17 protein-coding genes are annotated in these 16,700 nt (G+C 60.5%); 9 read left to right on the top strand and 8 right to left on the bottom strand.

Annotated features, from left to right (window positions below; genetic code table 11):
- Positions 1-102 precede the first annotated feature (102 nt).
- A complete protein-coding gene (locus tag BB029_RS19885; protein WP_065940501.1) occupies positions 103-372 on the top strand; it encodes a response regulator transcription factor in 270 nt (89 codons plus the stop codon).
- A 305-nt stretch (positions 373-677) separates the two neighbouring features.
- Here the strand turns inward: BB029_RS19885 and BB029_RS19880 are convergent, their stop codons facing one another.
- The gene (locus BB029_RS19880) at positions 678-1,349 is read right to left on the bottom strand and encodes a glutathione S-transferase family protein (protein WP_065940500.1); all 672 of its coding nucleotides are present in this window, start codon (positions 1,347-1,349) and stop codon (positions 678-680) included.
- A 178-nt stretch (positions 1,350-1,527) separates the two neighbouring features.
- Positions 1,528-2,280 (bottom strand): SDR family oxidoreductase, encoded by a 753-nt coding sequence (locus BB029_RS19875; protein WP_065940499.1) that lies wholly within the window; start codon positions 2,278-2,280, stop codon positions 1,528-1,530.
- Between the two features lie 127 nt (positions 2,281-2,407).
- Between BB029_RS19875 and BB029_RS19870 the strand changes: the two genes are divergently transcribed.
- A complete protein-coding gene (locus BB029_RS19870) occupies positions 2,408-3,316 on the top strand; it encodes a LysR family transcriptional regulator (protein WP_065940498.1) in 909 nt (302 codons plus the stop codon).
- 150 nt (positions 3,317-3,466) lie between these two features.
- On the opposite strand, the gene BB029_RS19865 is transcribed toward BB029_RS19870, so the two are convergent.
- A complete protein-coding gene (locus BB029_RS19865) occupies positions 3,467-3,745 on the bottom strand; it encodes a DUF3509 domain-containing protein (RefSeq protein ID WP_027603943.1) in 279 nt (92 codons plus the stop codon).
- A gap of 394 nt (positions 3,746-4,139) precedes the next feature.
- Between BB029_RS19865 and BB029_RS19860 the strand changes: the two genes are divergently transcribed.
- The 5 genes from BB029_RS19860 to BB029_RS19840 all read left to right on the top strand — a co-directional run bounded on the left by BB029_RS19860 (position 4,140) and on the right by BB029_RS19840 (position 9,798).
- The gene (locus tag BB029_RS19860) at positions 4,140-5,966 is read left to right on the top strand and encodes a long-chain-acyl-CoA synthetase (RefSeq protein WP_065940497.1); all 1,827 of its coding nucleotides are present in this window, start codon (positions 4,140-4,142) and stop codon (positions 5,964-5,966) included.
- Positions 5,967-6,062: 96 nt separating this feature from the next.
- The gene (locus BB029_RS19855) at positions 6,063-6,578 is read left to right on the top strand and encodes an ankyrin repeat domain-containing protein (RefSeq protein WP_065940496.1); all 516 of its coding nucleotides are present in this window, start codon (positions 6,063-6,065) and stop codon (positions 6,576-6,578) included.
- A 41-nt stretch (positions 6,579-6,619) separates the two neighbouring features.
- A complete protein-coding gene (locus BB029_RS19850; protein ID WP_065940495.1) occupies positions 6,620-7,150 on the top strand; it encodes a hypothetical protein in 531 nt (176 codons plus the stop codon).
- Positions 7,151-7,217: 67 nt separating this feature from the next.
- Positions 7,218-7,409: a PLDc N-terminal domain-containing protein gene (locus BB029_RS19845; protein WP_003172956.1), complete on the top strand. Its 192-nt coding sequence runs from the start codon at positions 7,218-7,220 to the stop codon at positions 7,407-7,409.
- 301 nt (positions 7,410-7,710) lie between these two features.
- Positions 7,711-9,798, top strand: a complete 2,088-nt coding sequence (locus BB029_RS19840) for an LTA synthase family protein (protein WP_065940494.1) — start codon at positions 7,711-7,713, stop codon at positions 9,796-9,798.
- 68 nt (positions 9,799-9,866) lie between these two features.
- Here the strand turns inward: BB029_RS19840 and BB029_RS19835 are convergent, their stop codons facing one another.
- Positions 9,867-10,019: a DUF3309 family protein gene (locus BB029_RS19835; protein WP_015885095.1), complete on the bottom strand. Its 153-nt coding sequence runs from the start codon at positions 10,017-10,019 to the stop codon at positions 9,867-9,869.
- A 328-nt stretch (positions 10,020-10,347) separates the two neighbouring features.
- Between BB029_RS19835 and BB029_RS19830 the strand changes: the two genes are divergently transcribed.
- Both BB029_RS19830 and csrA read left to right on the top strand, forming a co-directional pair.
- On the top strand, positions 10,348-11,163 hold the full coding sequence (locus BB029_RS19830; RefSeq protein ID WP_065940493.1) for an SDR family oxidoreductase: 816 nt from the start codon (positions 10,348-10,350) through the stop codon (positions 11,161-11,163).
- Positions 11,164-11,290: 127 nt separating this feature from the next.
- Positions 11,291-11,488, top strand: a complete 198-nt coding sequence (gene csrA / locus BB029_RS19825) for a carbon storage regulator CsrA (protein ID WP_065940492.1) — start codon at positions 11,291-11,293, stop codon at positions 11,486-11,488.
- Position 11,489: 1 nt separating this feature from the next.
- On the opposite strand, the gene BB029_RS19820 is transcribed toward csrA, so the two are convergent.
- From BB029_RS19820 to BB029_RS19805, 4 genes are all read right to left on the bottom strand, one after another.
- On the bottom strand, positions 11,490-11,717 hold the full coding sequence (locus BB029_RS19820) for a YheU family protein (RefSeq protein ID WP_003236706.1): 228 nt from the start codon (positions 11,715-11,717) through the stop codon (positions 11,490-11,492).
- 59 nt (positions 11,718-11,776) lie between these two features.
- Positions 11,777-12,961: an osmoprotectant NAGGN system M42 family peptidase gene (locus BB029_RS19815; protein WP_027603950.1), complete on the bottom strand. Its 1,185-nt coding sequence runs from the start codon at positions 12,959-12,961 to the stop codon at positions 11,777-11,779.
- A 90-nt stretch (positions 12,962-13,051) separates the two neighbouring features.
- Entirely contained in the window at positions 13,052-14,800 is a 1,749-nt protein-coding gene (gene ngg, locus BB029_RS19810) for an N-acetylglutaminylglutamine synthetase (RefSeq protein WP_065940491.1), read from the bottom strand.
- A 3-nt stretch (positions 14,801-14,803) separates the two neighbouring features.
- On the bottom strand, positions 14,804-16,576 hold the full coding sequence (locus BB029_RS19805; protein WP_065940490.1) for an N-acetylglutaminylglutamine amidotransferase: 1,773 nt from the start codon (positions 16,574-16,576) through the stop codon (positions 14,804-14,806).
- Positions 16,577-16,700 lie beyond the last annotated feature (124 nt).

Genomic DNA, 16,700 nt, shown 5'->3' with positions numbered 1-16,700 from the left:
CATTGGTTATGTAACTCTTTGCGGCATCAACGTTTATATCACCTGTCAATAGGAGGAATCCGAAGGTGATAGGGCGATAGCCAGCAGAAGGGAGCGAAACTAATGAGAGGCCCCAGGGAATTGTCTCCACCGCCACATTCGGTGCCCAGCGCCGTCAGGAGGCGTTTGAGTTTGTCCGGAAAACCGCTGACCCCTACGGAACTGGAAATCCTGCGTTGGGCCTCCGAAGGCAAGACCGTCTGGGAAATCAGCCAGATTCGCGCCACGTCCGAAGCCACGGTGAAATTCCACCTGCGCAATATCTACGGCAAATTTGGCGTGACCAACCGAGTGCAGGCGATGAATGAGGCGGCACGCCAAGGTTTATGCTGACCCAAACTTTCGGCCACCGAAGCAATCGGTTTGAAGCGTCATCGTCCAGCCATAACCAAGCCGTGCTTACGTGGATGCACCTTCAGAATGTCCTCGGCGACCGACTCGGCTCCAGTTCCGGAGGGTGTCAATGAACGCGCGTAGCGGAGGCGGTACCTGACGCGGAATAACGGTAATGCCATGACCTCGACCTTGCACCTAATTGACCTCATGATCGTGTCGCCCATTCACATTCGGGGGGGCGGTGTCTAACGTCGCATTGGTGGCGCTAGGCTCGACGTCAGTCTTTTGATTGATCGCGTCGGCTACGCGGCAGCGATCAGCGCTCCTTGTTGGCGCAGATGCGTCTGGAAACGAGCGGCATAGTCTTCGACAACGGCATCCCTTACGCTGGAGCGTGCCTCAAGCGCCTTACGCCAAGCCGAAATGCGCGGAAGGCTGTCGAAAATCTGGTGTGCGACAGTTGCGTCGATACTCTCGAAGTAACGGAAAAGCGGGGCATAAACCGCATCAACCATTCCAAAGGCGGAGCCATTGAAGAACGGCCCCACGCCTATTTCTGACTCCAGTTTGCCGAGTCGTTCGCGAAATGCGGTGCGCTTGGCATCTGCGGTCGCAGAGTCACGAGCGTGGAGAAACTGCCAGGCTTCAGCTTGCGCCTGCGACGCGAACTCGATCCACGCGCGATTCCGTGCGCGAGCTAACGCATCGACGGGGTACATCGGCGCGCCGCCTTGGGTTTCGTCGAGGTACTCGCAGATGACCATGCTTTCGAATAGGATCGCGTCTTCCGCATTGTCCCGGCGCACCTTGAGCACCGGGACCTTGCCGGTTGGCGAAACTGCCAGGAACCAGTCTGGCTTGGCTGATAAGTCGACATTTATCCGATCGAATTGGATACCCTTTTCAAGCAGCACAATCGCGGCGCGCTGTACGAATGGGCATAGTGGGTGGCTTATCAGCGTAAGAGCGTTCATTGCTTTTAGTGGCCCTGGATGGTTTATCAAGCGCAAACAGCGGCAGAGGTTTCCCGCGTACCGCTGTGTGCGCAGTCTGGATTGGACTGGTTCGTCCCTGAGTGCTGGGGCCGGCGTTCAGTACCTGATTAACTCAGCCAGGACGGTGTGGCATTCGCGCAATTCTTGAGCTGCGCGCTTAGCCATTCAGCAGGCGGCCGCCGTCAAGGACGATTTCGGAGCCGACCGTCCAACGCGACTCGTCGGATGCCAGATACAGCACTGCTTTGGCCACCTCGTCGGAGGTACCGAAGCGCCCAAGCGGAATGGTTGCCGCGATCTCTTTGTTAAGCTGCTCGCGATAAGCTTGTGGAATACCCAGCTTGTCGTAAAGCGGAGTCTCGACGGGGCCAGGGCTCACTGCATTGACACGGATGCCACGGCCCAGCAATTCGGTCGAGAGCGTCTTCGACATGTTCAGTAATGCGGCCTTCGTTGCGGCATACACGGACGAGCGATCTGCGCCTGCATGGGCGCTTACGGAAGTCGTCAACACGACCGAAGCAGGATTGGCGAAGACCGGCAACAGCGCCTGCATCAGGAAGTACGGCCCTTTGACGTTGATGTCGAAAGAGCGGTCAAACATATCTTCCGTCCATTCCTCAATGGGCTGCCAGACGGATACGCCGGCATTGAGGAAGGCAACGTCGAGTTGGCCGTAGTGTTCCTTGATGACGTGTGCCAGCTCCTTTTGTGCCTCAACGCTGGCCGAGTCGGCGCGCAGCACCGGCACTTCCGGGCCTAATTCGGCCTGGGCCTTTGCAATCGAATCGGGGTTGACCCCCGTTACGATCACGCGAGCACCCTCCGCCAGGAACTGCTTTGCCGTTTCCAGCCCGATGCCACTGGTGCCGCCAGTAATGAGCGTACGTTTACCTTGCAAGCGCGACATTTGAATTCTCCGGTGAAGGACGACCACCGCGGTCGACAGGGAGAAATATGCGCTCATGCCCCATGGTATATAAGACTGCTTATTCGCATATAATTCATGCAAATTGAGCATGAATTGAGGTGGAGAAGTGGACCGATTTCTGTTGATGACATGCTTCGCGCGTGCTGTAGAAACCGGGAGCTTTTCGGCGGCAGGGCGTGATCTAGGGCTGGGGCAACCCAATGTAAGCCGCTATGTAGCGGCTCTGGAGGATCATTTGCAGACGCGCTTGCTCCACCGGTCTACGCGCAAGCTGTCGTTGACGCCGGAGGGCGAACGCTACTATGCGGACATCCGGCGCATCCTGGATGCGGTGGATGAATCCGAATCGTCGTTCAGAAACAACGTCGATCCATCGGGACTCTTGCGCGTAGCCTGTCCGACAGCTCTCGCTCACGCGTTTGTGCTGCCGCATGTGCCGGCCTTTCTGGAGCGCTACCCTCAATTGATCTTGGATCTCCAACTCAACGATCGATACGTAGACCTGGTCAATGAAGGCACCGAACTCGCCATTCGCATAGGACAGCTGGAGGACAGCACCTTGCGCGCCCGGCCTCTTGGATGGTACGACCGGGTCTTCGTCGCCAGCACGGACTACTTGGCTAAACGCGGCGTTCCGCAGACCCCGGAGGATCTACGCGACCACGATTGCATCGTCTACACCCTACTGTCGTCCGGGGCGACCTGGCGATTCCGGGACGCGGAGATTCCGATTACCGGCAGGCTCAGGGTCAACTCGCCCGACGCTGTGAGTGCGGCGGTCGTGGCGGGCCTGGGTGTGGCGCATGGACCTGCGTGGCTGTTTGAGAGCGGGCTGAACAGCGGGAGATTACAGTTCATTCTCACCAATCATGGGGCTCCCCCTGTCCCCGTGCAGATGGTTTATGTCGCCAATAGACTGCTCCCCACGCGGGCTATCGTGTTCATGGATTTCATGGCTGAGGTGTTTTCAAAGATTCCAGCCTTGAACGGCGGCACCCCTGTGCCGACTCTATAGGACGAGACGGCACCGGCAGATGTTGAACTCGCCTATAAACAGCTTTATCGGGCTTAGGCGCAGTCCGGCGAAGTGCCGGGCTGGAATCATCGTCAAACAAAAAAGGCCGCGACGCTCGAAAGCGTCGCGGCCTTGTTATGACTGCGGTATTTACGCCGAATGGTAGGTCGGCAGGGCAAAGCGGTTCTGGCTTTGCAACATCGAAATTTGCGGCAGTTCACTGGCTTGTTCGGCCAGGTCGCGACGAATCGCGCTGATCACCCAGGTCAATTGATCGGCGGTGTGCAATTGCTGGTAAGAGATCGAACGCTTGACCTGCTTGCCGTCACTGTTGCGCAGGGTCAACAGAATGCCGCCGTCGGGACGTGGTTGGGTGGTGACGTCGTAGTTGGAGAATACTGAAGCGAATTTATCTTGGATCAGGCTCATGTCTATCAGCTCCGTTGGCTCAAGTTGGCAAGCATGGAGTGATAGGTGCAGTGATTGTGCCAGCTTATGATTTAAAAAATATCCTTATAAATCAATGGCTTGAAAAATCAGTGAATTTTCGCTTTCGTGCAATTTGCATGAATGGCCATCATGCATCCTGCATTTTGCGTTACTCGATGGCATGGGGTTGGCGCCCCTGTACCGATAAAGACTACCTGCGGGCGGCTAAATTCCCTTTTTGAGCGCTCACCCGACGGGATACAAAACTTTTCAAATCCTGCGTGTACAGCCGAAGAACGGCTGACGTATTTTCCTGCAATGCATTCGGCCTTCCTCTTACAGAGGTGTCGGTGCTTCGGGATCAGACGAAGAATAAGAAAAAGGACGTTTCTCCATGAGCCACCCGCACAATGACATGATCACCTGGGGCAAGCTGCTGAGTAAGGTGCCGGCCATCGTTCGCGCCCTGCCGCGCGTAGTGCGCGGCATGCGTGCCGCCAATGTCACCGACCCCGCGCAGCCTTGCGGGCTGGGCTGGCACTTTGAGCAAGCCACCCTGCGCAACCCCGACGGCAACGCGTTGTTGTACGGCGACCGTGTGCTCAGCTACACCGACGCCAACCAGCGCGCCAACCGTATTGCCCACCACCTGCAAGCCCAGGGCATCGGCAAGGGTGACGTGGTGGCGCTGTTTATCGAAAACCGCCCCGAATTGCTCTTGAACGTGCTGGCCGTGGCCAAGCTGGGTGGCATCTGCGCGATGCTCAATACCGCGCAAACCCAGGCGGCGTTGGTGCACAGCCTGAACCTGGTGAGCCCGGCAGCCATTATTGTTGGCGCGGAACTGGTGGCCCCCTATGACGCGGTGCGCGATCAGGTGGCCATCGCGGCTGATCGAACCTGGTTCGTCGCCGATCAACCATCCAGCCTGGTGCCGCAGGGGTATATCGACCTGTTGGCTGCGAGCGCCGAGTGCCCGGTGGACAACCCGGCCAGCACTGCGCAGATCTTCTTCAACGACCCCTGCTTCTATATCTACACCTCCGGCACCACCGGCTTGCCCAAGGCCGGCATCATGAAACACGGCCGCTGGACCAAGACTGCCGTCAGCTTCGGCAGCATCGCGCTGGACATGGGGCCGGACGACGTCTTGTATTGCACCTTGCCGCTGTACCACGCCACCGGGCTGTGTGTGTGCTGGGGCTCGGCGATTGTCGGGGCGTCGGGCTTCGCCATTCGCCGCAAGTTCAGCGCCAGCCAGTTCTGGGACGATGCGCGCCGATTCAAGGCGACCACCCTCGGCTACGTCGGTGAGCTGTGTCGTTACCTGCTCGACCAGCCACCCGGTGAAAACGACCTTGATAACCGCGTGACCAAGATGGTCGGCAATGGCTTGCGCCCCGGCGTGTGGGCGCAGTTCAAGGCACGCTATGGCGTGGAGCATATCTGCGAGCTGTACGCGGCCAGTGACGGCAATATCGGTTTTACCAACGTGCTGAACTTCGACAACACCATCGGTTTCTGCCTCCAACACTGGGCGCTGGTGGACTACGCCCATGACAACGGCGAGCCGCTGCGTGGCAGCGATGGTTTTATGCGCAAAGTCCCCACGGGCGGGCAGGGCCTGTTACTGGCCAGGATCGATGAAAAATCCCCCTTCGACGGCTACACCGACCCGGAAAAGAATCGCAGGGTGGTACTCACCGACGTGTTTGAAAAAGGTGATCGCTACTTCAATACCGGCGATTTGTTGCGCAGCATCGGCTTTGGCCATGCGCAATTTGTGGATCGCCTGGGGGATACCTATCGCTGGAAAGGTGAAAACGTGTCCACCACCGAGGTCGAGAACGTCCTGCTGCAACACCCGCAGATCGCCGAAGTGGTGGCTTATGGCGTGGAGATCGAAAACACCAATGGCCGTGCGGGCATGGTCGCCATCACCCCGAGTGAGTCCCTGGCCTCGCTGGACATGCGCGAGCTGCTGCAATTCGCCCACGGCCAGTTGCCCCACTATGCGGTGCCGCTCTTCCTGCGGATCAAGGTCAAGATGGAAACCACCGGTACCTTCAAATACCAGAAGGTCAAGCTCAAGGAAGAGGCCTTTGATCCGGACAAGGCTGGCAATGACCCGGTGTATGCCTGGTTGCCGGGGTCGGACTGCTATGTGCCGGTCACCGGGCAACTGTTGGCGCAGATCCAGGGCGGCCAGTTCCGCTATTGATTCTGTCTATGGCCGCTTTTGCTAAAAAGGGCATGACAGTGGGGAACTCCCTCGCGACACTGGCGGCCTATAAAGCACCAGACAAGGAGCCCCCACATGTCAGACCAAGCCAAACAAATGACTGAAGACGAAGCCGCCGAATTTGCCGAGCAGGTCTTCGACGTCGCCCGCAAAGGCGACGCCGCTATGCTCGCCGCGCTCCTGGCCAAAGGCTTGCCGGCCAACTTTCGCAACCACAACGGCGATACCTTGCTGATGCTGTCTGCCTACCACGGCCATGCCGAAGCGGTAAAAGTGCTGCTGGAGTTCAAGGCCGACCCGCTGATCGCCAATGACAAGAACCAGCTGCCCATCGCCGGCGCGGCGTTCAAGGGCCACTTGCCGGTGGTCAAGGCGCTGATTGAAGGGGGCACGCCAATCGAGGCCGCCTCGTCCGACGGGCGTACCGCGCTGATGATGGCCGCCATGTTCAACCGCGTCGAGATGCTCGACTACCTGCTCAGCCAAGGCGCCAACCCCAGGGCCACCGATGCCCAGGGCGCGACTGCGCTGGCGGCGGCGCAGACCATGGGCGCGAAGGACACGGCGGCGCAGCTGGAGAAACTGGTGTAGGCTGTGCGCCCTCAAAAACCAGCCCGCTACAGGATCACCCCATGAAAACCGCCCTCGTCGAACTTATCAGTAAAATCAGCGCCGGGGTCATGGGCGAGGACGAGGTGGCGCGCATTGCCGAAGAGGCCGCCCAAGCCTACGCCGACCCGGCGGCCTTCCTGGCGGCCAACCCGGATATCAACTACGACGACAGCTTTCCGATCCCGCTGGGGGAGTGGGTAGTGGTCGGCAGCCTGCCGGATACCGTGCTGTTCCAGGCCGATACCTATGGCGATCTGTTTGCGCAGATCGTCGCGTCGTTCGGCCCGGGTGTGGTGTTCAACCTCAAGCCCAAGCAATTGGCCAAGACTGACGGCCTTACCGCCCTGAACCGTATCCAGATCCAGATGAGCGCCCTGAGTCCGGAAGACGGCGGTTATGTGCTGCTCAACTTCAGCCAGTTGCTGGACGACGAGATCCAGGCGGTGCTGGTGTTCGGCAATGACCTGCCGCGCGTGCTGGCGTTGTGTGCCGAAGTCGGCATCCAGGCCGAGCCATCCCTGGAAGCGCTGAAGGTCGCCGTGCACGTCTGAAATAAAACGGAACCCCGGCCAGGGCTGGCTATCCTACAAGGGCATGCCCTCACTTAGGAGCGACACCATGGGTTCCACTTTCAACGGTCTGATCGGGCTGATTATCCTGGCGCTGGATATCTGGGCGATCATCAATGTGTTCAAAAGCGGCGCAAGCACCGGGGCCAAGGTGTTGTGGATCCTGTTGATCCTGCTGCTGCCGGTACTGGGCCTGATCATCTGGGCTATCGCCGGGCCGCGCGGCAACGTGCGGATCTGACCCCCCCGCACTCAATTTGGAGTGGGCACAGTAAATGTGGGAGGGAGCAAGCCCCTCCCACATTGGTCTTCAGCGCGCTCCAGAGATTTGTGTATCGAAATATTCGCTGCACACAATTTTCACATCTTATCCAAGACAATCCGCCGGCTCTATCTCCCTGCCAAGGCCCTGCCTCAGGTGCTTTTAAAGGCGGCGCAGCGGTGCTCGTTCAGTAATTAATAGCCTTGATGGCATTGATCGGGCACCATTCGCGCCACTGCATTACTTCGTCACTTAAACTTCCAATGGGTCCTGAAACGACATGGCAAACCCGGACGCCCTGAGTCAGCAGCGAGCTTCTAATCGCCTGCTGCAACCGACCGTCAAATCCCATCTGGCGTACACGCTGCTCTGCGCACTGGTCATGATGGTGATGTTCTCCCTGCTGCGCCTGGCGCTGCTGGTCTACAACCGCGAGATGATCCTCGACACGCCGGCCTCGACCTTCCTTGAAGCGTTCGCCAATGGCCTGCGTTTTGACATCCGCCTGGTGGTCTACCTGCTGATCCCGCTGCTGCTGGCACTGTTCAGCGTACGGGCCATGGCTGCGCGTGGGTTATTCCGCTTCTGGCTGACCCTTGCGTCCAGCATCGCCCTGTTCCTGGGCTTGATGGAGATGGACTTCTACCGCGAGTTCCACCAGCGCCTCAACGGCTTGGTCTTCCAGTATGTGAAGGAAGACCCGAAAACCGTGATGAGCATGCTCTGGTACGGTTTCCCGGTGGTGCGCTACCTGCTGGCCTGGGCCGTGGGCACGCTGATCCTGAGCATCGCGTTCAAAGGCGCCGACCGCGCGACGCGCCCACGTGGCCCGTTCAGTGGTGGCAGCATCGGCACGCGCCAGGTGGCGCCGTGGTATAGCCGCATCGCGGTGTTCGTCGTGTGCCTGCTGATCGCCGTGGTTGCCGCCCGTGGCACCCTGCGCCAGGGCCCGCCGCTGCGTTGGGGCGATGTGTACACCACCGATTCGAACTTCGCCAACCAGTTGGGCCTCAATGGCACCTTGTCGCTGATCGCGGCGGCCAAGGCCCGGTTCGGTGAGGACCGCTCCAACATCTGGAAGGCGACCCTGGACCAGCCGCTGGCCACCCAGACCGTGCGGGACATGCTGGTGCTGCCACAGGAAAAACTGGTCGATACCGACATCGCCGCCGTGCGCCGCGACTACACACCGCCGGCCGAGAAGACCCTGCCGATCAAGAACGTGGTCGTGATCCTGATGGAAAGCTTCGCCGGTCACTCGGTCGGCGCCTTGGGGCGTCCCGGCAACATCACGCCATCCTTCGACAAACTGTCCAAGGAAGGCCTGCTGTTCGACCGTTTCTTCTCCAACGGCACCCATACCCACCAGGGTATGTTCGCCACCATGGCCTGCTTCCCGAACCTGCCAGGCTTTGAATACCTGATGCAGACCCCGGAAGGCAGCCACAAGCTGTCGGGCCTGCCGCAGTTGCTCAGCGCCCGTGATTTCAACGACGTGTATGTCTATAACGGCGACTTCGCCTGGGACAACCAGTCGGGCTTCTTCAGCAACCAGGGCATGACCAACTTCATCGGCCGCAACGACTTCGTCGACCCGGTGTTCTCCGACCCGACGTGGGGCGTGTCCGACCAGGACATGTTCAACCGTGGCCTGGAAGAGTTGAAGGCCCGTGAAGGCGGCAAGCCGTTCTACGCACTCCTGCAAACCCTGTCCAACCACACGCCGTATGCGTTGCCGACGCCATTGCCGGTGGAGAAAGTCACCGACCGTGGCAGCCTCAACGAGCATTTGACGGCCATGCGTTACTCCGACTGGGCCCTGGGCCAGTTCTTTGAAAAGGCCCGCAAGGAGCCGTACTTCAAGGAAACCCTGTTCGTGATCGTGGGCGACCACGGCTTCGGCAACGAACAGCAGATCACCGAGATGGACCTGGGCCGCTTCAACGTACCCATGCTGATGATTGCACCGGGCATGCAGGAGAAATTCGGCGAGCGTGACCACACCGTGGGCACCCAGATCGACATCGTGCCGACCATCATGGGCCGCCTGGGTGGCGACACCCTGCACCAATGCTGGGGCCGCGACCTGCTGAACCTGCCGGAAGGCGACAAGGGCTTTGGCGTGATCAAGCCATCGGGCAGCGACCAGACCGTGGCCTTGGTCACCGCAGACCGCATTCTGGTACTGCCCAAGGAAATGCCACCGAAGCTGTGGCAATACGAACTGGGCGCCAACCCGAGCGGTAAAGTGATTGCCGAATCGCCGGACGAGGCTGCACTCAAGCAGAAACTCGAAGCGTTCCTGCAAACCGCGACCAAGAGTTTGCTGGATAACACCGCAGGCGTTGTAAACGGTAAGCCGGACTAATTAACCGGCAATAAAAAAGAGGCCTTTTTCAAGGCCTCTTTTTTTGCTTCGTTATTACCGCGGGGCGGTTATATCCGGCCCAGCAACAACAGGACCAGCAGCACCACCAGCACCACACCGAGGATACCCGACGGGCCATAACCCCAATTACGCGAGTGCGGGAATACCGGCAGGCCGCCGACCAGCAGGAGGATCAAGATAATGATCAGAATGAGGCTCATGGTTTTTTCCTTATTGTCTTTCTGCAAAGACCGGTTGTTTAACGATAGGCCTGCAGAGTTAATTACAGACGCCTTAACTACTCTGACTCTGGCGCTTCGCAGAAAATTCCATGTTTTTTTAAAGCATTTCGATCAGTCGCTTATTTCTTTTAATTCGCGCTCATCCAGCACTTATTAGTTGAAAAACATTGAACTTAGGCGGACGGCAGGTATCCGACCCGGTCCACGGTTTGCCTGGGGCATTCATCACTCTGATGGTGCGTGGGTGCAGGAAAAACCTTCGCTACACTGCCGATCACTTCTTCTGTGAACCACAAGGCTACTTCCTATGCAAAATCGCATGATGATCACTGGCGCCGGGTCCGGCCTGGGTCGTGAAATCGCTCTGCGCTGGGCCCGTGAGGGTTGGCAGTTGGCCTTGTCGGACGTCAGCGAGCCAGGCTTGCAGGACACCCTGAAGCGCGTGCGTGAAGCCGGTGGCGATGGCTTTATCCAGCGTTGCGACGTGCGCGACTACAGCCAGCTCACGGCGTTTGCCCAGGCCTGCGAAGTGAAGCTGGGCGGCATCGATGTGATCGTCAACAACGCCGGTGTAGCCTCGGGCGGCTTCTTTGCCGAGCTGTCGCTGGAGGACTGGGACTGGCAGATCGCAATCAACCTGATGGGCGTGGTCAAGGGCTGCAAGGCGTTCCTGCCGCTGCTGGAAAAGAGCAAGGGCCGCATCATCAACATCGCCTCGATGGCGGCCCTGATGCAGGGGCCGGCCATGAGCAACTACAACGTGGCCAAGGCTGGTGTGGTGGCGCTGTCGGAGAGTTTGCTGGTGGAGCTCAAGCAGCAGGAAGTCGGCGTACACGTGGTGTGCCCGTCGTTCTTCCAGACCAACCTGTTGGACTCGTTCCGTGGGCCCACACCGGCGATGAAGGCGCAGGTCGGCAAGTTGTTGGAGAGTTCGCCGATCTCGGCGGCGGACATTGCCGACTACATCTACCAGCGTGTGGCGCAGGGCGAATTCATGATCCTGCCCCATGAGCAGGGGCGGATGGCGTGGGCCCTGAAGCAGAAGAACCCGCAGTTGCTCTATGACGAAATGACCACCATGGCCGACAAGATGCGCGCCAAGGCACAGGCTGTTAAGGGCTGATCAGGCAGTAGTCTGTCAGGCAATTTACCTGCATATGTAGGTGTTGCCTGATTTTGCCGCGAGGCATTGCTGCGCCCACACCCAGCGCGCATGGTCGGGGTCCTGTCATTCAATAAGGACAACCGCCATGCTGGTCTTAAGCCGCGCCGTAGGCGAAATCATCGCCATCGGTGATGACATCACCGTGCGCATTCTCGAGCTGAACGGTAATCAGGTGAAATTTGGTGTTGTTGCGCCCGTCGGGGTGCATGTCCATCGCGCCGAGGTCTACCAAAAAATCCTCAAGCATCAAACCTCCCCATCCCAGCCCGCCACCAATCCCTGAGTCAGTCGAACAGATGCTTGGGCACATCGTGCTTGAGCATCAACTGGCACTGCTCGCTGTCCGGGTCGAACACAATCAGCGCCTGGCCCTTGGTCAGCGCCTGGCGCACCCGCAGCACGCGGGTTTCCAGGGGCGTGTCGTCACCATTGTCGGTGCCGTCGCGGGTCACGAAGTCTTCGATAAGGCGGGTCAGGGTGTCGACTTCAAGTGCGTCGTAGGGAATCAGCATACAAGCCTCAGATGATGGATCCCGGCGATCCTACTGCGCCGGGACCGCAGTTGCCAGCGTCAGGACTTCTGGCCGACCAGGCTGTCCACCGATGGCACACGCGTGTCGCTCTCCATCTGCGTTTCGTGCTCGATCTGATGGCTGAACCGGTCCAGTGAGCCCTGGGCCGGTTGTGCGTCACTGGCGAACACCGGCGGGCTGAGGATATACGCGCCCAACAGCCGGCTCAGCGCCGCCAGGCTGTCGATATGGGTGCGCTCATAACCATGGGTCGCATCGCAACCGAACGCCAGCAGCGCGGTGCGGATGTCGTGGCCGGCCGTCACCGCCGAGTGGGCATCGCTGAAGTAATAGCGGAACAGGTCACGGCGCACGGGCAAGTCGTTATCCGAGGCCAGGCGCAGCAGGTGGCGGGAGAGGTGATAGTCATACGGCCCGCCGGAATCCTGCATGGCCACACTGACCGCGTGCTCGCTGGAGTGCTGGCCGGGGGCGACCGGGGCGATATCGATACCGACAAATTCACTCACATCCCAGGGCAGGGCCGCCGCGGCGCCGCTGCCGGTTTCTTCGGTGATGGTGAACAGCGGGTGGCAGTCGATCAGCAACGGTTCGCCGCTGTCGACGATGGCCTTGAGCGCAGCCAACAGCGCGGCGACGCCGGCTTTGTCGTCCAGGTGGCGGGCACTGATATGCCCGCTCTCGGTGAACTCGGGCAATGGGTCGAACGCCACGTAGTCGCCGATGCCGATCCCCAGGGAATCGCAATCGGCGCGGGTGGCGCAGTAGGCATCCAGGCGCAATTCCACATGGTCCCAGCTCACTGGCATTTCATCCACGGCGGTGTTGAACGCGTGCCCGGAGGCCATCAACGGCAACACGCTGCCACGGATCACACCGTTGTCGGTAAACAGGCTGACGCGGCTGCCTTCGGCAAAGCGGCTCGACCAGCAGCCGACGGGCGCGAGGGTCAGGCGGCCGTTGTCTTTGATCGCGCGCACGGCGGCGCCGATGGTGTCCAGGTGCGCGGATACCGCACGGTCGGGGCTGTTTTTCTGGCCCTTGAGGGTGGCGCGAATGGTCCCGCGGCGGGTCATTTCAAACGGGATGCCCAGCTCTTCCAGGCGCTCGGCGACGTAGCGCACGATGGTGTCGGTAAACCCGGTAGGGCTGGGAATGGCGAGCATTTCCAGCAGGACTTTTTGCAGGTAGTTGAGATCCGGTTCGGGGATGGTTCGGCTCATGAAGACTCCTGATGAAATAAGTGAAATTCTTTGGCCAATAGGGCTGTTGTGGCCAAGGGGCTTGTTGTGGCAAGCCCGCTCACCACAGGGTTATTGAGCTGTCGGCTGGCTATGGGGGAATAGCAGGTCCACAAACTTCTCCGCCGTCGGCTGCGGTTCATGGTTGGCCAGGCCGGCCCGTTCGTTGGCTTCGATAAAGACGTACTCGGGTTGATCGGCCGCGGCCACCATCAGGTCCAGGCCCACCATGGGGATATCCAGGGCGCGAGCGGCGCGCACGGCGGCGTCCACCAGGGTGGGATGGAGGATCGTGGTGACGTCCTCCAGGCAGCCGCCGGTGTGCAGGTTGGCGGTGCGGCGCACGGCCAGGGTCTGGCCCCGGGTCAGGATGCTGCTGTAGTCGTAGCCGGCGGCGTGCAGGGTGCGTTCGGTTTCTGCATCCACGGGGATTTTGCTTTCGCCGTCGGTGGCCGCCTGCCGCCGTCGGCTCTGGGCTTCGATCAGCGCGCCAATGGAATGCTGGCCGTCACCGGTCACTTCGGCGGGACGGCGAATCGCAGCGGCGACCACCTCGAAGCCGATTACCAAAATGCGCAGGTCCAGGCCTTGGTGGAAGCTCTCCAGCAACACGCGGCTGTCGAACTGGCGCGCGGCTTCGATTGCCTGCTGCACCTCTTCGATGCTCTGCAGATCCACCGCCACGCCCTGGCCTTGCTCGCCATCCAGGGGCTTGACCACGACGCGCTGGTGTTCGTCGAGGAACTCCAGGTTGTCATCGGCGCTGCCCGCCAGTTGTTGCGCAGGCAGTTTCAACCCCGCGGCTTTCAACACCTTGTGGGTGAGGCTCTTGTCCTGGCACAGGGTCATGCTGATCGCGCTGGTCAGGTCGCTCAGCGACTCGCGGCAGCGCACGCGGCGGCCACCATGGCTGAGGGTGAACAAACCGGCATCGGCGTCATCCACCTGCACATCGATGCCGCGTCGATGGGCCTCTTCGACAATGATCCGCGCATACGGGTTGAACCCCGCCTGGGGGCCGGGGCCGAGGAACAGCGGTTGGTTGATACCGTTCTTGCGCTTGATCGCAAAGGTGGTCAGCGCACGGAAGCCGAGCTTGGCGTAGAGGTTCTTGGCCTGGCGATTATCGTGCAGCACCGACAAGTCGAGATAGCTCAGGCCACGGCTCATAAAGTGCTCCACCAAGTGGCGTACCAACACTTCGCCCACGCCGGGGCGTGTGCACAGCGGGTCGACCGCCAGGCACCACAGGCTGCAGCCGTTTTCCGGGTCGTGGAAGGCTTTCTGGTGATTGAGGCCCATCACGCTGCCGATCACCGCGCCACTGTCTTCGTCCTCGGCCAGCCAGTACACCGGGCCGCCTTCATGGCGCGGTGTCAGGCGTTCGGCGTCGACCGGCAACATGCCGCGGCCTTGATACAACTGGTTGACCGCCAGCCAATCGACCTCGCTCTGCACCCGGCGAATCCGAAAGCCGCGAAACACGCGGGTGGCCGGGCGATAGTCGCTGAACCACAGGCGCAGGGTGTCGGATGGGTCGAGGAACAACTGCTGCGGATCAATCCCGAGGATCTGCTGGGGTGCGGCCACATACAGCGCGATATCGCGCTCGCCGGGCTGTTCGTTGAGCAGTTCCTGGGCCAGGCTGGCCGGGTCCGGAAAGGTATGGCCGATCAGTAGCCGGCCCCAGCCGCAATGCACCGCAATCGGCTCGGCGGCCAGCGGGCTGCCATCTTCGGCCAGGCGCGCTTGCAGGCGCTCGTAGGTCGGCGCCTGGCCCTTCAACAAGCGTTGGCTGTAAGCCGCTGCATGGGGTTTCATCAATCAGATTCCTTGTTCGCTGAGCCACAGGTTCAGCGCGGCCAGTTGCCACAGCTTCGAGCCGCGCAACGGGGTCAATTGACCCTGCGGGTCAGTGAGCAGGTGGTCGAGCATGGCCGGGTTGAACAGGCCGCGATCCTGGCTTGGGTCCAGCAGCAGTTCGCGCACCCAATTCAGGGTGTCGCCCTGCAAATGCTTGAGGCCCGGTACCGGGAAGTAGCCTTTCTTGCGGTCGATGACTTCGCTCGGGATGACCCGGCGCGCGGCCTCTTTCAACACTTGCTTGCCACCGTCGGGCAATTTGAATTTACCCGGTACACGGGCCGACAGTTCCACCAGGCGGTAGTCGAGGAAGGGCGTGCGCGCTTCCAGGCCCCAGGCCATGGTCATGTTGTCGACGCGTTTGACCGGGTCATCCACCAGCATCACCGTGCTGTCCAGGCGCAGGGCCTTGTCCACGGCGGCGTCCGCGCCGGGCATGGCGAAGTGCTCGCGCACGAAGTCACCGGCGGCGTCGTTCGCGGTCAGCCATTTCGGTGCGACGGTGGCAGCGTAGTCATCGTAGCTGCGGTCGAAGAACGCCTCGCGATAAGCCGCATACGGGTCGCTGGCGCCATCTACCTGCGGGTACCAGTGGTAACCGGCGAACAACTCATCGGCGCCCTGGCCGCTCTGCACCACCTTGCAATGCTTGGCCACTTCCCGCGACAGCAGGTAGAAGGCGATGCAGTCATGGCTGACCATCGGCTCGCTCATGGCGCGGAACGCCGCCGGCAGTTGTTCGATGATCTCGCTTTCGGCAATGCGCAGTTGATGGTGACGGGTGCCGTAGTGCTTGGCGATCAGGTCCGAATACTGGAACTCGTCGCCACGCTCGCCGCCGGCGTCTTCAAAACCGATGGAGAAGGTCGACAAGTCCTGTACGCCGACTTCACGCAGCAGGCCGACGAGCATGCTCGAGTCGACGCCGCCGGAGAGCAGCACACCGACATCCACGGCAGCCCGTTGACGGATGGCCACGGCTTCGCGGGTGCTGTCCAACACGCGGTCGGTCCAGTCTTCCAGGCTCAGGTTTTTTTCATCTTCATGGGGGCCGTAGGGCAGGGTCCACCAGGTTTTCTGCTCGGTGTTGCCTTCGGCATCGATGCGCATCCAGGAGGCCGGCGGCAGTTTTTCAATGCCCGCCAGCAGGGTGCGCGGAGCGGGCACGACGGCATGGAAATTCAAGTAGTGATTGAGCGCCACCGGATCGAGGATCGGGTTGATATCACCGCCCTTGAGCAGCGCCGGCAAGGCCGAGGCAAAGCGCAGGCGCTGACCGGTGCGCGACAGGTACAACGGCTTCACGCCGAGGCGGTCACGGGCGATGAACAGGCGCTGGGCATCGCGCTCCCAGACGGCAAAGGCAAACATGCCGTTGAGCTTGGGCAGCAGCGCTTCGCCCCAGGCGTGGTAACCCTTGAGCAGCACTTCGGTGTCGCCGCCGGAATAGAAGGCGTAGCCGAGGGCTTCAAGCTCCTGGCGCAATTCCGGAAAGTTATAGATTGCGCCGTTGAACGCCAGGGACAGGCCCAGCTGGGCGTCGACCATCGGCTGGGCGGAGCCGTCCGACAGGTCCATGATTTTCAGGCGTCGATGGCCCAGGGCAATCGGCCCTTGGGCATGGAAACCCCACGCGTCAGGGCCGCGTGGGGCCAAATGATGGGTGATTCGCTCCACCGCTGCGAGGTCCGCAGGTTGGAGATCGAAACGTAACTCGCCAGCTAATCCGCACATAGGTTCCTTACCGGTTTTTCCGTTGGGGAGGGATAGAAAGACCCGCACCAAAATGGCGGGTACCTAGGGACTGACCCGAGGCTATACGCGGAGTTTTAGATCAATAAGTTATATGGCAAACCGC

Origin of the sequence: Pseudomonas sp. S3E12 (genome assembly GCF_001702295.1) — a bacterium.
Taxonomy (GTDB): domain Bacteria; phylum Pseudomonadota; class Gammaproteobacteria; order Pseudomonadales; family Pseudomonadaceae; genus Aquipseudomonas; species Aquipseudomonas marginalis.
Note: the sequence above shows the minus strand (reverse complement) of the source record. Positions and strands in the feature narration are given on the sequence as shown.

Bases quoted from the DNA above. Each gene is read 5' to 3' on its own strand.
- BB029_RS19860 (WP_065940497.1), top strand. From the start codon at position 4,140: ATGAGCCACCCGCACAATGACATGATCACCTGGGGCAAGCTGCTGAGT.
- BB029_RS19805 (WP_065940490.1), bottom strand. From the start codon at position 16,576: ATGTGCGGATTAGCTGGCGAGTTACGTTTCGATCTCCAACCTGCGGAC.
- BB029_RS19865 (WP_027603943.1), bottom strand. From the start codon at position 3,745: ATGAGCCTGATCCAAGATAAATTCGCTTCAGTATTCTCCAACTACGAC.
- csrA (WP_065940492.1), top strand. From the start codon at position 11,291: ATGCTGGTCTTAAGCCGCGCCGTAGGCGAAATCATCGCCATCGGTGAT.
- BB029_RS19845 (WP_003172956.1), top strand. From the start codon at position 7,218: ATGGGTTCCACTTTCAACGGTCTGATCGGGCTGATTATCCTGGCGCTG.
- ngg (WP_065940491.1), bottom strand. From the start codon at position 14,800: ATGAAACCCCATGCAGCGGCTTACAGCCAACGCTTGTTGAAGGGCCAG.
- BB029_RS19880 (WP_065940500.1), bottom strand. From the start codon at position 1,349: ATGAACGCTCTTACGCTGATAAGCCACCCACTATGCCCATTCGTACAG.
- BB029_RS19840 (WP_065940494.1), top strand. From the start codon at position 7,711: ATGGCAAACCCGGACGCCCTGAGTCAGCAGCGAGCTTCTAATCGCCTG.
- BB029_RS19815 (WP_027603950.1), bottom strand. From the start codon at position 12,961: ATGAGCCGAACCATCCCCGAACCGGATCTCAACTACCTGCAAAAAGTC.
- BB029_RS19875 (WP_065940499.1), bottom strand. From the start codon at position 2,280: ATGTCGCGCTTGCAAGGTAAACGTACGCTCATTACTGGCGGCACCAGT.
- BB029_RS19850 (WP_065940495.1), top strand. From the start codon at position 6,620: ATGAAAACCGCCCTCGTCGAACTTATCAGTAAAATCAGCGCCGGGGTC.
- BB029_RS19830 (WP_065940493.1), top strand. From the start codon at position 10,348: ATGCAAAATCGCATGATGATCACTGGCGCCGGGTCCGGCCTGGGTCGT.
- BB029_RS19855 (WP_065940496.1), top strand. From the start codon at position 6,063: ATGTCAGACCAAGCCAAACAAATGACTGAAGACGAAGCCGCCGAATTT.
- BB029_RS19820 (WP_003236706.1), bottom strand. From the start codon at position 11,717: ATGCTGATTCCCTACGACGCACTTGAAGTCGACACCCTGACCCGCCTT.
- BB029_RS19885 (WP_065940501.1), top strand. From the start codon at position 103: ATGAGAGGCCCCAGGGAATTGTCTCCACCGCCACATTCGGTGCCCAGC.
- BB029_RS19835 (WP_015885095.1), bottom strand. From the start codon at position 10,019: ATGAGCCTCATTCTGATCATTATCTTGATCCTCCTGCTGGTCGGCGGC.